Source organism: Methylotuvimicrobium buryatense (assembly GCF_005931095.1).
GTDB lineage: Bacteria > Pseudomonadota > Gammaproteobacteria > Methylococcales > Methylomonadaceae > Methylotuvimicrobium > Methylotuvimicrobium buryatense.
In genome coordinates this window covers 3493053-3509603 of record NZ_CP035467.1, presented here as the reverse complement: position 1 = coordinate 3509603, position 16551 = coordinate 3493053, and the positions used below count along the sequence as shown (strand labels likewise).

At 51.3% G+C, this 16551-nt stretch carries 8 protein-coding genes; 5 read left to right on the top strand and 3 right to left on the bottom strand.

Annotation, left to right across the window (positions count from 1 at the left end):
- Positions 1 to 99: 99 nt before the first annotated feature.
- The gene (locus EQU24_RS15615; protein ID WP_017842700.1) at positions 100 to 1743 is read right to left on the bottom strand and encodes an MFS transporter; all 1644 of its coding nucleotides are present in this window, start codon (positions 1741 to 1743) and stop codon (positions 100 to 102) included.
- Between the two features lie 1008 nt (positions 1744 to 2751).
- Between EQU24_RS15615 and EQU24_RS15605 the strand changes: the two genes are divergently transcribed.
- Together EQU24_RS15605 and EQU24_RS15600 are read left to right on the top strand one after the other, a co-directional pair.
- Positions 2752 to 4110, top strand: a complete 1359-nt coding sequence (locus EQU24_RS15605; RefSeq protein ID WP_017842702.1) for a TolC family protein — start codon at positions 2752 to 2754, stop codon at positions 4108 to 4110.
- Between the two features lie 111 nt (positions 4111 to 4221).
- A complete protein-coding gene (locus EQU24_RS15600; RefSeq protein WP_026130384.1) occupies positions 4222 to 4971 on the top strand; it encodes an IS5 family transposase in 750 nt (249 codons plus the stop codon).
- A 127-nt stretch (positions 4972 to 5098) separates the two neighbouring features.
- On the opposite strand, the gene EQU24_RS15595 is transcribed toward EQU24_RS15600, so the two are convergent.
- The gene (locus EQU24_RS15595; RefSeq protein WP_017842704.1) at positions 5099 to 5497 is read right to left on the bottom strand and encodes a rhodanese-like domain-containing protein; all 399 of its coding nucleotides are present in this window, start codon (positions 5495 to 5497) and stop codon (positions 5099 to 5101) included.
- Between the two features lie 1106 nt (positions 5498 to 6603).
- Between EQU24_RS15595 and EQU24_RS15585 the strand changes: the two genes are divergently transcribed.
- On the top strand, positions 6604 to 10521 hold the full coding sequence (locus tag EQU24_RS15585; protein ID WP_026130385.1) for a DUF3683 domain-containing protein: 3918 nt from the start codon (positions 6604 to 6606) through the stop codon (positions 10519 to 10521).
- Positions 10522 to 10913: 392 nt separating this feature from the next.
- Here the strand turns inward: EQU24_RS15585 and EQU24_RS15575 are convergent, their stop codons facing one another.
- A complete protein-coding gene (locus EQU24_RS15575; protein WP_017842708.1) occupies positions 10914 to 12905 on the bottom strand; it encodes a reprolysin-like metallopeptidase in 1992 nt (663 codons plus the stop codon).
- Positions 12906 to 13505: 600 nt separating this feature from the next.
- Here EQU24_RS15575 and EQU24_RS15565 point away from each other — a divergent pair.
- Positions 13506 to 15218 (top strand): type I secretion system permease/ATPase, encoded by a 1713-nt coding sequence (locus EQU24_RS15565; protein WP_017842710.1) that lies wholly within the window; start codon positions 13506 to 13508, stop codon positions 15216 to 15218.
- Between the two features lie 6 nt (positions 15219 to 15224).
- Complete coding sequence (locus EQU24_RS15560) at positions 15225 to 16550, top strand: HlyD family type I secretion periplasmic adaptor subunit (protein ID WP_017842711.1); 1326 nt, start codon at positions 15225 to 15227, stop codon at positions 16548 to 16550.
- Position 16551: the final 1 nt, after the last annotated feature.

The window sequence follows — 16551 nt, the reverse complement described above, 5'->3', positions numbered from 1 at the left end:
CGAGCTCTTGAATCGCATCGAAGATTACGTTAGGAAATTTGCAGCCAAGCGTTGGAACGCGTCTTATGGAGTCAAGCAGCCCCTGCCGCGGCAGCCCAATCAATTGCTATCCTTCAAAAACGTGCGCCGGGCGATAAAAATCGCCGACAACGGCATCGCCAATCCCAGGAACATCACGATGAAAAATAAGCTGCCTAATTGGCTGTAATCGGCGGCGGTGACGGTCAAGCCGGTTGTAGGATCTTTGATTTCGCGGCTGATCACGAAAAATTGATTGAGCGCCTTAGTCAGTAATTGAGACAGCGATAGCGCCAAGTTGACGAATGCGGCCATGACCGCGAAATAGGTCGCCTTGAGTCTAGGCGGTGCGGAGTTGGCGATCCAGGCCAGCATCGGAATCATCGCGATCTGTCCGAGGGGAGATTCCAGCGCGGTATCGATTAAGGCAATGAAGCGCGCATCGACCACGCCGCCGGTATGGGCCTGGGTCCATTCATGAAAGCCGTAAAACAGCGCGATATTAGGTAAATACAGCGCACTCAACACTATCGTCAAGACCGCAATCACATGGGTAATCGGGCGTTCGGCCATGAAGCGCCGGAATAGAAACATGCCGAACAGTGTCAGTCCGCTAGTGACTAACGATAGTTGTGCAAGAAACTGTTGATCGAAGGTGAGCACATCGATCATCCACCACGTTTCGCCTGCGCCGGTCGTCGGCACGGCCCGAAAGGCGAATATCACGAAAGCGATGCCGTACAGCTGATTGCGTTGAGTGGGCTCCAGGTCCAGCGTCAGGCGCCAAATCAAAAACATGACGATAGCCAGCGAACCGATGAAGACGATCGCATCGCTATTCGGAATATCGCTCAAACCCATTAAGACCGCGAACAACACGAAACCGAGTCCGCCGCCGAGAATCCAGCAGTTGATTTCGGGCAATTCATCTTCGGGCCGGGCCAGCAAGCGGTCAATTTCTTCGCGTTCATAACCTTGCGCCGCCAAGCGCCATTCCTGTTGAGATCGCAGATAGGCGGACAGCAATACCCCAGCTATCGAAATCAAGGGTATGACCAAGGCCCAACGATAAACCGCCAAATACACCGCCGCTTTTTCGGCGTCGTCCATCAAGTGTACGTCATCGAACAGAATGACATTGGCGGCCGCGACCAGCATCGACCCGCCGATAATGGCGACTCGGCCCAAGGTCTGCATCGTCGTGTGCGCTAATTTGATTTGCGCTTCGGGTAGCGGGCTGCCTTGTTCGTCGAAACGCGGCACCGCTTCGACCGTCATCGCATCGGCCACGGTATCCTGTACGACATAACCGATCGGCGCCAGTAATACCGATAAGACAAACCAGGTTTCGGCGGGCAGGATATGCGTCATGAATTCCCGGTCAGCCAAGAGATTGATCATGATCAGCAAGCTAGCCGCGATCAGCGCCGCGCCGAGATAGATCAACTTGGCTTTATGCCGCCACAGCAAATCGACTAAATGGCCGACCGGCATTTTCAATGCCCACGGCAGCATCACCCAGAAGCCCAGCATCGCCAAAAACTCGGCCGATAAGCCGAGATATTCCTTGACGAAAAAAGTTCCGACGATGCCTGTCAAGCCGGATACGCCGGCTGCTAGATAGACCATTAACGGCGGAACATAGCTAAGGCGCATTTGTCGAGCCAGATCGTAAACATTGCGGTCCAGCCAGTTTTGCCATTGGCGTTTCGGTTTTGTATTCATAAGTTCATTGTCGATGAGAGAGACGTTATGCAAGGCTTAATCCTAACTCGGACTTGCCCGGAGCCAAAGCGGAAATAGTTTTCGCCATAAAAGTAAAAACGATAGAGACTTAGATCCTTGTGGGAGCGACGCCTTTGTCGCGATATCGAAGCCGAGGTCGTTTACATGATCTATATCTTTTTCGAAGCCTGCAACGTTTAGCCGCCTTTTGTTCGGAACTTGGCGTTGCGGCTTCGATTCCGTTGTTCGTTTTTTAGCATTGTCGTCTTCGACGATCGCGATCTGGGGATCGCTCCCACACTGGGCTTGTAATCTTTTGTTGAATCTTTTGTGGGAGCGACGCCTTCGTCGCGATGTCGAGGCCGGTGTCGTTTAAGTTATCTATATCTTTTTCGAAGCCTGCAACATTCAGCCGCCTTTTTTTCGGAGCTTGGTGTTGCGGCTTCGATTCCGTTGTTCGTTTTTTAGCATTGTCGTTTTCGACGATCGCGATCTGGGGATCGCTCCCACAGCACTAATTATTTGGCAGGACGGGGTTTACAACCCCGTCCGAAACGTTTCGACTTTGGCCGAAGTAAGCCGAGATGCTTGGAGCAAACCGAAACATTGGGGACTGGTTAAATAACCCGTCCCGCAGGCTACGCGGAGAATTGGAGGCTCATCCAGACAAAATAGCCATTGAAATTGATCATTTCCTATTGCTACTTATACCCTTTGCCGGTCAAATTTCGACGCCAGGGGGTCCGTCAAAGGACGCCGCGAATACGTCCATGTAGGCTCTGTGACAGCATCCCTGCTGTCAAAGCCTTTGCCGAACACCTCGGTGCCTCCATACGTCAATGCCGAAATTTGAAGTGCGATGGGTATACTTGAATAAAACCAACCGACATCCTTGACATCAGTGACTTACGATGCGGTATTATCGACTCGATTCCAAAGCCTATTTAATATTAGTATTTTCTTATATACTAGCCGGCATGATTCACATTACCTCAACGGAAAGCCATTATGCTTGAATTGACCAAAACAGCCGTTCTGGCTTGCTTACTGATACTGCCGCAAACGCATGTTTACGCGCAATCTTCGGAACTCGAACGCCGGCCGACTTACACCTTGGAAGACGTCATATCGCTTGCATTGCAAAACAATCCGGATTTACAAATCGCTCATGAGCGTATCGGCCAAGCTCAAGCGCAATTGGGCGAAGCATTCGCCGCGTTTTACCCGCAAGCCCAAATACGTATGTCTTACGAACATACCGACAATCCCTCGCGGGCGTTCGGCATGATCATATCTCAGCGGCGACTGAATCTCGACGGCTCGACCAATTTCAATCAACCGGGCGGAACCGATAATTACCGGCCCGAAGTCGTTGCAACCTATTCATTGTTTCGCGGCGGCCAAGACTACCAAGCGGCCAAGGCCGCCGAACTCGGCGTCGAAGCGGCACAATTGCAAGAGTCGGCCGTCCGCAATCAATTAATCGAAGCCGTGACCTCGACCTATTACGGCCTGCTTGCAAGCTCCGAGGCACATAAAGTCGCATTGAATTCAATCAAGGCGGTCGACAGCGAACTGCGGCAAAGCAGAAACCAATACGATGCCGGCGCGCTATTGAAATCCGATGTCTTATCGTTGGAAGTGCAATTGGCCGAAACCCAAGACGCCGAGATTCAAGCCGCGAATGCGATCGAACTGACTCGGACCGGACTCAAAACGCTGCTGGGCCTTAATGCCAACGAATCATTCGAATTCGAGCAAGTCTCGGCGGGGCTACAAATTCTGGAAAATCATGAATCGTTCGACGATTTACTCAACCGCGCCATCAAGGAGCGTCCGGAAATCGCCGCGGCTTACAAACGAGTCGAAATCGCCGAACGCAAATTGAGCGCGGCCAAAGGCGCGCATCTGCCGCGCGCGAATGCGTATGTCAGCTATGGCTCGGACAGCAAGAATATCGATTTTTCCACTAACCGCGACAATGTCACGGCCGGCGTCATGGTCGAAATGGATTTGTTTAACGGTTTCGGTACCAGCGAAGCCGTTAAAAAAGCCGAGCACCAATTGAACGAAGCGCAAAAAGCGCATACCCAGACCAAGCTCGCTATCGAAAACGAAGTCAAAACCGCGCATTTGAAATTCAGGGAAGCGCTGGCGCGTCTCAATGTGACGCGAGTGGCCATCGCGTCGGCCGAGGAAGCCTTGCGCTTGGTCAACCAACAACGCCAAGCCGGCGCCGCCACGGTCACGCGCTATATCGAAGCCGAAGTTGCGCGCGACAAAGCGCATTCACGCGATATCGCGGCACGTTTCGACGCGCTACGCGCCGAAGCCGAGCTCAAAAAAGCGCTGGGGAGTTGGAGGTGAATAGTGAATAGTGAATAGTGAATAGGGGCTGTTGCCGTTTTGTAATGTACCCTTGAATTTCAATAATTCCGCCTCATAACTCGTTTATTTTTAGCCAAAAATAAGCAAACTATGCCGCGACAAATGTTAACGGATGAACGGTGGGAAAAATTGAAGATGACTATGTTGAAAATGGGAATATATGACAAACCCTTTCTTCGGCAAACAACCGAAGGGATTTTCTATCGTTTGCGCGTAGGTTGTCCCTGGCGAGATCTACCCAGTGCCTTTGGTAACTGGAATGCTGCTTATAAACGCTTCAATGAATGGTCTCGTAAAGAAAAACTGATGGGTATTTTTAACGAACTGATCGTTGAGCCTGACTTGGAATGGCAATTTATTGATGGCAGTATTGTGAAAGCTCATCAGCATAGTAGCGGTGCGGCACATGGGCAAGAATCAGCGATTGGTAAGTCGGTGGCGGGCAATACAACCAAAATCCATATGGCTGTTGATGCCTGTGGTCTTCCCATCCACTTTACACTGACAGGTGGCGAAGTTCATGATTGTAAAGAAGCGCCAATCTTAGTCGCTGAACTGCCTAAGGCAGACTATATCGTTGCTGACAAAGGCTATGACAGTGAACCACTCCGTGTTCAGATTAAAGAAAAAGGAGCTGTTCCTGTCATTCCAAGAAAAAAGAATTCAACCGTAGGGAATGATGATATGGATTGGTGTCTCTACAAATATCGTCACCTCGTTGAAAATGTGTTTGCAAGACTGAAACATTTCAGAGCTATTGCTACACGATATGACAAGCTAAAACGAAATTTTGAAGCTTCTGTGGCCTTAGCTTGCGCTTTTTTATGGTTACCTATGTGAAACGGCAACAGCCCCTAGTGAATAGTGAATAGTGAATAGTGAATAGTGAATAGTGAATAGTGAAATGATGTGACTTTTCTAACATTTGTCAAGCACCGATTTCACCTTTCACCTTTCACCTTTCACCTCATTCAAACGCCAACCCCGCTTGCCGCCAAGCTTTAGCTCCGCCTTCAAGATTGTACAAATTACGATAGCCTAGCTCATAGAGAGACCGCGCGGCCGCATTGCCCATAGGTCCGCCTTCGCAATACAAGTAAAGAGCGGTGTTTTTATCGGCAGGCAATTTATCTTGGTATCGCTCAACCTCGTTGTAAGGAATGAAAAGATTAGTTCCTTTGATATGCTGCTGTTCGGGAATGTGAACATCGATTAAAACAATAGACTCATTTTGCATGATTCGATTGAGTTCATCAGCACTGATCATGGTCAAATAATCAGGTTTTTGAAAGGCGCAACCGGCGACGATAGCGATAATCATGATCGAAAATAACAATGTTTTCTTAGTCAAGATTCGGAGTTTCATAAACAATGACCTATTTAAAAGAGTAAAACGGCATTTAACCATAAAAACTCGGCTGGGCGCGAAGCGGTTTCAAATGACGGGTATTACTACGCTTCCGGCGCTCCGCATTGTCTTTTCACCTTATCGTTACAACGCTCTGCGTTGGAATGCAGCATGCAACGCTCCAGCGTTGCGAAACCGGATATCCCGCTTGAGTTGAAACAAATAACAAGGATGATTAGGGCTGTGGGAGCGATCCCCAGATCGCGATCGTCGAAGACGACAATGCTAAATAACGAACAACGGAATCGAAGCCGCAACGACAAGCTCCGAAAAAAAGGCGGCTAAACGTTGCAGTCTTCGAAAAAAGACAAAGACAGCTTAAACGACACCGGCCTCGACATCGCGACGAAGGCGCCGCTCCCACAAAAGATTTCAATAAAAGATTACAACCCCAGTGTGGGAGTGATCCCCAGATCGCGATCGTCGAAGCCGACAATGCTAAAAAACGAATAACGGAATCGAAGCCGCAACGCCAAGCTCCGAAAAAAAGGCGGCTAAACGTTGCAGTCTTCGAAAAAAGACAAAGACAGCTTAAACGACACCGGCTTCGACATCGCGACGAAGGCGTCGCTCCCACAAAAGGTTTCAACAAAAGATTACAACCCCAGTGTGGGAGCGATCCTCAGATCGCGATCGTCGAAGACGACAATGCTAAAAAACGAACAACGGAATCGAGGCCGCAACGCCAAGCTCCGAAAAAAAGGCGGCTAAACGTTGCAGGCTTCGAAAAAGATATAGATCACGTAAACGACCTCGGCTTCGACATCGCGACGAAGGCGTCGCTCCCACAAAAGATTCAACAAAAGGTTGCTATGCGGGTATATACCTTTCGCACTTCAAATTTCGGCAGTGCCCGAGAAGGCGCCGGGGTGTCCGACAAAGGCTTTGCCAGCATGGAGCTGGCATAAAGCCTACATGGACGTATTCACGGCGTCCTTTGGCGGACACCCCGGTGCCGAATTTTGATCTACGATGGGTATAAATAAAAGCCATGCGGATTTTGAGTTTTTAGACCCTGCCCGCGAGTGATACAATGCAGCTTTCCAACCACGCCATTACCTAGGATGTCAGTGGATTCCGAACTCTCCCCCTTTCTTGACGATGCGCCGCCCGAGAGGCTACGCGAAATTCCCTATAACTATACCTCTTTTTCCGACCGAGAAATCGTCATTCGATTGCTCGGCGAAGAGAATTGGCAGGTCATCGAGTCGCTACGCGGCGAACGCATGACCGGCCGTTCCGCGCGGATGCTGTTTGAAGTGCTCGGCGATATTTGGGCGGTTCAGCGAAATCCCTATCTCGAGGACGATTTGCTGAACAACCGCAAACGTCGCAAGGCTCTGCTCGACGCCTTGCGCCACCGTCTGCGGCAAATGGAAAAGCGCCATGCCGAATACGAAAACGAATATCCGGATCGGGCCCGGCGCGTGGCCTTGCTGATCGAAGCGACGCATCAGGCCGTGAACGAATTCGAGGCGCATTTCGACCGTACCCGAGAAATGCGCCGCAAGGCGCTTGCCTTGTTTTCGAAGCATACGCACAAAGACAACATCGGTTTCGACGGCTTTGCCCGTGTGTCTCATGTGACAGATGCGACCGACTGGCGGGTCGAATATCCGTTCGTCGTGTTGTATCCGACCAGCGAAAAAGAAGTCGGCCAATTGGTGCGCGATTGCATCAAACTCGGCCTGACCATCATTCCGCGCGGCGGCGGCACCGGCTACACCGGCGGCGCGGTGCCGCTGACCCCTTACTCGGCCGTGATCAACACCGAAAAATTGTTGGACATGGGGCCGATCGAACCGCAATCCCGATTGCCGGGCGTCGAACAATCCTATGCGACGATACATACCGGCGCGGGCGTCGTCACGCGGCGCGTAATGGACATGGCCGAAAACGCCGGCTTGGTGTTCGCCTGCGACCCGACTTCGGCCGATGCTTCGTGTATCGGCGGCAATGTCGCGATGAACGCCGGCGGCAAAAAGGCCGTGCTGTGGGGGACTGCGTTGGATAACTTGGTATCCTGGCGCATGGTGACGCCGGACGGCAATTGGCTCGAAGTCGAGCGTATCCATCACAATTTCGGCAAGATTCACGACCAGGAACTCGTCACCTTTGCCTTGAAGCGTTTCGATGCCAAAGCCAAGGAATTGTTGTCCGAAGAGCGGCTCGAGATTCCCGGCGCGAAATTTCGCCGGGACGGCTTGGGCAAGGATGTGACCGATAAGTTTCTCGGCGGCCTGCCGGGCATACAAAAAGAAGGCTGCGACGGCATCATCACGTCGGCGCGCTGGATATTGCATAAAATGCCGGCCTATACGCGCACGTTTTGCCTGGAGTTTTTCGGCCAGGTCCGCGACTCGGTGCCGGCCATCGTCGAGATTCGTGATTTCCTGGCGGCCTTGCCGAAAAGCGGCAGCGACCGGGTGATGCTAGCCGGGCTCGAACATTTGGACGAACGTTATGTCAAGGCCGTCGGCTATGCCGGCAAGGCCAAGCATCGCGGTCGGCCGAAAATGGTGTTGATCGGCGACATCGTCGGCGACGACGATCATCAAGTCGCCTTGGCGGCTTCGGAAGTCGTCAGATTGTGCAATGCGCGCGGTGCCGAAGGCTTCGTTGCGGTCAGTCCCGAATCGCGCCGGACCTTCTGGCTCGACCGGGCGCGCACCGCGGCGATCGCAAAACATACCAACGCGTTTAAGATCAATGAAGACGTCGTGATACCGCTGCCGCGCATGGGCGATTATTGCGACGGCATCGAACGCATCAACATCGAATTGTCGTTGCGCAACAAACTGCGTTTGTGCGATGCCTTGATCGATTTGTTCGAAGGCGATCTACCCTTGCGTTCCTATGAGGACGGCGTCGATAAAACCGATTTGATCGGCGAACGGCGCGGTCATGCCTTGATGGTGGTCGCCGAAGTTCGCGAACGTTGGCAATGGCTCTATGATAATTTGGACTTGCCGTTGCCGCAGGCCGAGGCCCTTTTTTCCCAATACGGCATCGTTGCCGGCGAATTGACCAACCTGACCGAGCAGCCGACCTTGTTTCACCGACTGCAGGATTATTCGCTGCGGGTATCCTGGAAACAGGAATTGCTGCCGCGCCTGAAAGAGATATTCGTCGGCGACAATTTCCGGCCGGTCGTCGAGCGCATCGAGGCGGCGCATAAAGAGGTGCTGCGAGGACGGGTATTCGTGGCGTTGCACATGCATGCCGGCGACGGCAACGTGCATACCAATCTGCCGGTCAACTCCGATAATTATGAGATGCTGCAAGAAGCCAACGCGGCAGTGGCGCGCATCATGGCCTTGGCGCGTTCTTTGGGCGGTGTGATTTCCGGCGAGCACGGCATCGGTATCACCAAATACGAATTCCTGACCGACGAGGAGCTGGCCGGTTTCCACGATTACAAACAGCGTATCGATCCGGAAGGCCGCTTCAATCGCGGTAAATTGATGCCCGGTTCCGATCTGAGTTCGGCTTATACGACCTCGTTCAATCTGATGGGCTTCGAGTCGCTGATCATGCAACAAAGCGACATCGGCGCGATCTCCGATTCGGTCAAGGATTGTTTGCGTTGCGGTAAATGCAAGCCGGTATGTTCGACGCATGTGCCGCGCGCGAATTTGTTGTATTCGCCGCGTAATAAAATTTTGGCGACGTCGCTGTTGATCGAGGCTTTTCTGTACGAAGAACAGACCCGGCGAGGCATTTCGATCACGCACTGGAAGGAATTCGAAGACGTCTCCGATCATTGCACGGTGTGCCATAAATGTTTCAATCCATGCCCGGTCGATATCGATTTCGGCGATGTGTCGATGAACATGCGCAATCTATTGCGCAAAATGGGTAAGCAAAGCTTCAACCCGGTCAAGACCGCGGCGATCGCGTTTCTGTCGACCGGCCGGCCGAGTAGCGTCAAGCTGATGCGCAAACTATTGATCGAATGGTCTTATAAAGCGCAGCGCTTGGGTAACTTCTTCCTCAGGCCATGGGGTAGGGCGCAGCTCAAGCGGCCGCCGTCGTCGACCGGCAAGCCGGCGATGAAAGAGTATGTGATTCATTTCACGAACCGGAAAATGCCCGGCAAGTTGCCGTCGAAAACGTCCAGAGCCCTGCTCGGCATCGAAAGCGATCAAATCGTGCCGATCATCCGCGACCCGGGCAAAACCCGTACCGATTCCGAGGCGGTGTTTTATTTTCCGGGCTGCGGTTCCGAGCGCTTGTTTTCGCAAGTCGGTCTTGCGACGCAGGCGATGCTCTATGAAATCGGCGTGCAGACCGTGCTGCCGCCGGGTTATTTGTGCTGCGGTTTTCCGCAGCGCGCGGCCGGTCAATTCGACAAGGCGCAGCAAATCACGACCGACAACCGCGTGTTGTTTCACCGGGTTGCGACCACGCTCAATTATCTCGATATCAAGACCGTCGTGGTCAGTTGCGGCACCTGTCTGGATCAATTGGTCGATTACGAATTCGACAAGATATTTCCCGGTTGCCGCATGATCGACATTCACGAATATCTGCTCGAGAAAGGCGTGAAACTGGAGGGCGTCAACGGCCGTCGTTATTTATACCACGACCCTTGCCACAGTCCGATGCAACAACAGGATGCGATGAAGACCGTCAACGGTCTGCTCGGCGCGCCGGTCAATAAATCCGAGCGTTGTTGCGGCGAATCCGGAACCTTAGCGGTCGCGCGCCCCGATATTTCGACACAAGTGCGTTACCGTAAATCGGTCGAACTGCACCGCGACACCGCGAAACTCCGCGCCGACGATTATGACGGGCCGGTCAAGATGTTGACCTCGTGCCCATCCTGTCTGCAAGGCTTGCAGCGTTACAAGGGCGACGTCGATCAGCTCGAAGTCGATTACATCGTCGTCGAAATCGCCCGGCATGTTCTCGGCGAAGATTGGATGAAAAGCTATATCAAGCAAGCGGCCAAGGGCGGGATCGAGCGGGTGTTGGTTTGATTTTGGTTAGCGGTCAGTAGGATGCGGCCGTAGGATGGGTAGCAGCGAAGCGGAAACCTATCGCTTTCTTCCGCAGGACGGGTTATTCAACCCGTCCCCAATATTGCGGCTTACCCTAAGCATTAAAGGGTGATTAGTGCTGTGGGAGCGATCCCCAGATCGCGATCGTCGAAGACGGCAAGGCCGAAAAAAGCACAACGGAATCGAAGTCGCAATGCCAAAGCTCCGAAAAAAAGGCGGCTAAACGTTGCAGGCTTCGAATAAAGACAAAGACAACTTAAACGACGCCGGCCTCGACATCGCGACGAAGGTGTCGCTCCCACAAAAGTTTTTTTGCTTCGGCATGACGGGGCTGGAAACCCGTCCTGCCAAAAAAAGTAACCTCTCAAGCCTCAATCTATTATGGGCAAGAGGGCGGTTGTGGGTCGGTAATCGGCAACGATCGGCGCGGTATGATTAACGGTTCTCGTTTGGTCCGATGCGTTAGGGTGATGCTCCGGAAAGCCGCAGGGGCTCGAGTCGCACGCACGGGGCAATAAAGGCGTTGCAAATAGCGGCAACGAAGGCCCATAGTAGCTCATGACAGTACCGAATCTCCGATCAATCCCCCAAGCATAGGAGTAAGGGAATTTGCCTGCCACGTTGGAGAACTCTCTGTCATGAACCAAGCCGAAACTGTGGCCGACTTCATGTGTGAAGGTTTCGGTACCGCAATAACTTCTCGTATTCGCGTCTTTGGACTGGCCGTCGCTAACTGTCGCGAAGGCAAAGTTCGGAATGCCGCCGCCGCCATTTGCAAAACCGATATAGGCTTCGCCGCAACTGCCGGACGTTTGACCATATAAGGGCCTAAACAGCAAGACCACATCGGCGCCGTATTGATTGCGTAACGCGGCAGTTCCGCTAAATGCGCCTCGATCAAAGGCTAAATCCGTTAAGGCCCTGGAATTGCTGTTGCTTTCAATATAAGAGGTCGCCCGGGTATGCACTAATCTCAATTCCATCTTGATGCCCGAGTCCAGGAGGGCCTGGTTAGAAAGGTCGACCAGAAATTGAATGCGTTGCCTTGCGTATTCGGCGGTTTGTTTGCCGGTCGTGTACAAGACCATTAAATCGACAACGGTATTAGCGGTCTCATTCGGCGGATCTATGGGCTTGTCTAATGGCGTGTCGTTGGGGGAGTCTAATGCCGCCAAATATTCGGCATAGGCGGCTTCGGCGATTTTTGCATCGGCTTCCGCGTTATCGGCAAGAGATTGCTTTCTTAAGTAAATTCTATGCAGCCGATTCGCGATTCTGGCTGCCTTTCTATGCTCGACAAGCGTTTTTCTCAATTCGCGCCTAGCGGCTCTAAGTTCTACTCTGGCCGCCCTAAGCGTCAACCTTGCCGGTCTTATCTCTTCTCTCGATGCGGTATCCGCACGAGACTGATTCAACGCCAATCTGGCTGTTAGACGGTTTTCCTTCGCTTGATCAAAGCTGTCACGCAAGATTTCGACTTGTCGAGCCGTTTGTTCAACATAATCTCTCTGTTGCTCATACTCCGCCAGAGCGCTTTCTGCCTCGGACGCCAATTGGTCGGCTCTTGCCCGGGCCAGTTCGGCCGACTCTTTTAATCCCTCGACGCGCAGTAACGGCTGATTGTTCATGACGGTCAACAAAGACTCGGGCGGCGGTAATGCTTCATTGTGTTCATGACGTCTTACTTTTTGCAAACCGGATCGTTCGAGATCGACAAGCACAGTGAGGCCTTCGGCGCTGTCGATGAGATATTCGCCGTCCGGCGTATAAACATTACCGATAACCCCCGACTCGCCTTGCGAAACAAAAAACCGGTAGCCTTTGCCCTCCTCGGCCAGATAGCCCATCCAGGTGCGGGTACCGTTTTGGTGCTCGATCTTATTGTCGTGTTCAATGCTATATTGCCCGATAGGCAAATCGAGCATCAATTGCTCTCCGATTGCAATGCCGTTCAATGTCTTCATCGGCAAATCAATCGGCATGACCGAGCCGGGATTATAGTGACGGTATTTGTTAGGTACTTTGTCGGAATAAAACGGCGCAATCACAATCGGTTCGACTTCGGCGATTTCTTTGTCGGGGTCGATAAAATCGCTTCCGTTTCGGCCGGAAATGATGACTTTTTTCACGGAATCGTGATCGAGTTCAATAGAGTAGTTATAACCCTGAAGGAATTGCTCGATTGCGATTTTCCAATTATCGGCAGCCAATTTTTGTGTGATGGTATCGTTTTTGACCGAAAAATCGATTTTAAAAACAATGCCGGATCGGTTCGCTATTTGCGCGGCTGCCTCGTGCAAAGACTTGTCTTTAATAACATGATAAATTTCATGCGGCGTTTCTTTTATCATAAGATCGGCCATGTCGCCATTTCCGTTAAATGACAAAAAAAACAAACAACAAAATACGAAACTGTCTTTTAAAAGCATTTTCATGTCATTCAATTTCGGCACCATATTAATCTTAAGCTATACTTCTTGCGGTCTTTTATTACAAGCTATTTTATTCGGCAACCAGGCAGGAAAATAGCACCAACTCCCAATTTGAGAATAAAAATCAGCCCCCCTCTTTGAAAAAAAAGAGGGGTTAGGGGAGATTTTTTAAATAAATCCCCCTCAATCCCCCTTTTTCAAAGGGGGAGGCCAACAATTACGCCTGAATTGCGGTAATTTGCCAACGGGGTCTGAATACTTACAAAAAGGGTGCGGGTGTGCGTGGCTAAGATGTCGGCAGCAGGGCAGATTTTTGCACCATGCAAAATCTGCATTCACGCCATCCTTGGCGTTCGAGCTGCCGCTAAGCCCCCATGGATGGGTTTACGGCGTTCCTCGACAGGCATACCCCACACCCTAAAATCGGCGAAACTGCTCAAACTGGGAATTGCTGGGGAGTTGCTGCTAAGTATGAATTTCTAGCAAAATATGTGACAATAGCCGATTAATATTTGGGTCAATAACCACAATATGAAAGTAACAGTAAAATCCGACTTAGAAAAGGCGCTAAAGTTATGCAAGAGCGCTTTTCTATCCGCAGCCGGTTTCAGCATGCTCATCAATTTTTTAATGATCACCCCGTCGATCTACATGTTGCAAGTCTACGACAGAGTAGTTTCAACGGGAAATAAATCGACCTTAATCATGTTAACGCTGATTGTTTTGGGGCTTTTTATAACCTTAGCCGCCTTGGAATGGGTCAGGTCGCAAATATTGGTCAGAATCAGCACGCGCCTGGAAACCTTGTTAAACCAGCGTCTTTTTCAGGTGGCATTCAAGCAAGCGCTCTTGTCCGGAGGGCAAAGAGCCACAACGCAACCCTTGGACGACTTGACCGGCTTGCGTCAGTTTTTAACCGGCAACGGATTGTTCGCATTTTTCGATGCGCCGTGGATGCCGATTTATCTTGCTTTGCTATTTATGTTTCACCCGCTATACGGATGGTTTTCGGTTGTTACGGCTATCATATTATGCTTGGTAGCTTTCGCTACCGAAAAGGTTACGACAAAAACCTTAAGCGAAGCCAATAATACGTCAATTGCCACGCGCAGCATGCTTAATAAAAATCTGCGCAACGCCGAAGTTATCGAATCGATGGGTATGCTGGAGAACATTCGTCGGCGCTGGATGAGCGGAGCGGTTAAGGTGTTAGACTTGCAGGCCGTTGCCAGCTCGCGTGCAGGCGTATTGACATCGCTGTCGAAATTCATTCGTATGTCGTCCCAGTCATTGATTTTGGGATTAGGTGCATACCTCGTCATAGAGCGCGAAATTTCCCCGGGCTTGATGATTGCCGGCTCCATTCTGATGGGCCGGGCATTAGCGCCTATTGACTTGATGATCGGTACCTGGAAAGGGTTTATTAGTGCTAGGGGGCAATACGAACGCTTGAACACGATCCTATTACAAATTCCGGCCGATAACGAACGCATGCAATTACCCGATCCTAAAGGCAGCATACAACTGGAAAATGCGGTTGTCGTGCCTCCGGGCGCCAAAGTTCCCGCGCTTAAAGGTCTCAATGTGACGATTGATGCCGGCGATATCGTAGGTATAGTAGGGCCCAGCGGTGCCGGCAAATCAACCTTGGCCCGTGCAGTTCTGGGTATCTGGCCCACGGCTAACGGCGCGATACGAATGGATGGCGCCGAAGTCTTTCAATGGGATCGTGAACACCTAGGGAGTTTTATCGGGTATTTGCCTCAAGATATCGAGTTATTCGAAGGCACAATCAGCGAAAACATTGCCCGTTTCGGAGAAATCAACCCGGAAAAAGTGGTCGAGGCTGCTAAAATGGCTGATGTTCATGAGCTGATATTGCAACTTCCGGAAGGCTACGATACTGTAATTGGCGCTAGCGGGGGTAGCCTTTCCGGGGGGCAGCGACAACGGATCGGTTTGGCTAGGGCTTTGTATGGCAGCCCTGTGTTAGTCGTGCTGGATGAACCGAACTCCAATCTCGACGAACAAGGTGAAAGCGCCTTGGGAGAGGCATTGGTCCAGCTTAAACAAAAAAAGACCACTGTATTGATCATTACCCATCGTAACGCTGCTTTAGCGAAAGCCGATAAATTGCTAATCTTAAAAGAGGGCGCATTAGTGGCGTATGGTCCTAAGGAACATGTTGTTGCTTATCTGCAACAGCAATCTGCCGGAACAGTAACGAAATTAAACAAAACATAATATCCGATGACCGAAAATTCCGCTTTAATAAACTCCGAACCCACGGCGCTGCATACCGATGATAAGCCCATTCGTCTGATTGGTGTCATTATCGTCCTGGCGACATTCGGCGTATTCGGCGGCTGGGCGGTTTTAGCTCCCTTGGACAGTTCCGCTCTCGCCCCAGGAATCGTCGTAGTCAAATCGTACAAAAAGACTGTGCAACATCTCGACGGCGGTATTGTTGCCAAAATACTGGCGCAAGACGGCGATTTCGTAGAGGAAGGGCAGCCCTTGGTAATCCTGGACGATACGCAGATCAAAGCCCAGCTTGGCATTGCGTACAGCCAAAAAATAAACTTAGCGGCGCAAGTAGCTCGTTTGCGGGCAGAACGTGATCAGTTGCCCGAAGTCGTCTACCCGGAGTTTCTCGATGTATCGGACGACCCCAGAGTAATAGAAACGAAACAAGCCGAAAATCATGTCTTTCGGGCACGAAAAAATGCATACCAAGGCGAAATCGCCGTGCTGGAACAGCGGATTGGTCAAATCAAAAGCAAAATAAACGGCTTGAAAAATCAGATTGCCAGCAAAGAGATCTTGGTCAAATCCTATGCCGGAGAGATTAAAGACTTACAAGAATTGTTAGCGGAAGGTTTTGCCGACCGGCAACGCTTGCGAGATCTTGAGCGTAGCCATGCACAACAAACCGGCGAAATCGCCCAATTACATGCGGAAGCTGCAAGCAACGAAATACTGATCGGCGAAACCCGTTTGCAAATATTGCAAACCCAGAAACAATTTCAACAAGAAGTGACTGCCAAGCTGAGTGAGGCTCAGGCCGGATTGAATGACGCGGAAGAAAGAGTCACCGCAAACCGAGACAAACTCGACCGAATTGTCATTAAATCGCCGGCGGCAGGTATGGTATTGGGATTGTCTGTACATACCGAAGGCGGCGTGATCGTAGCGGGGGAACCGATATTGAATATCGTTCCGAAAGACGTCGATCTGATTGTCGAGGCCAAAGTGTCGCCGATAGATATTGACAGGGTTAGTGTGGGGCTGCAGTCGGAAGTTCGGTTTAGCGCATTCAAGCAAGCGACGACACCCAAGATGGAAGGACGTGTAATCCACCTGTCCGCCGACAGTTTTACCGATGAAAGAACCGGAGAGTCCTATTATCAGGCGCATATCGAGCTGACCCCGGAAAGTCAAATAGACCTGGGCGAGCTGCAATTGTTGCCGGGCATGCCGGTAGAAGTACTCATCAACACCGGCGAACGCACCTTATTTGAATACCTGGCGCAACCGATTACCAATGCTTTTGCGCGTTCATTCATTGAAGACTAAA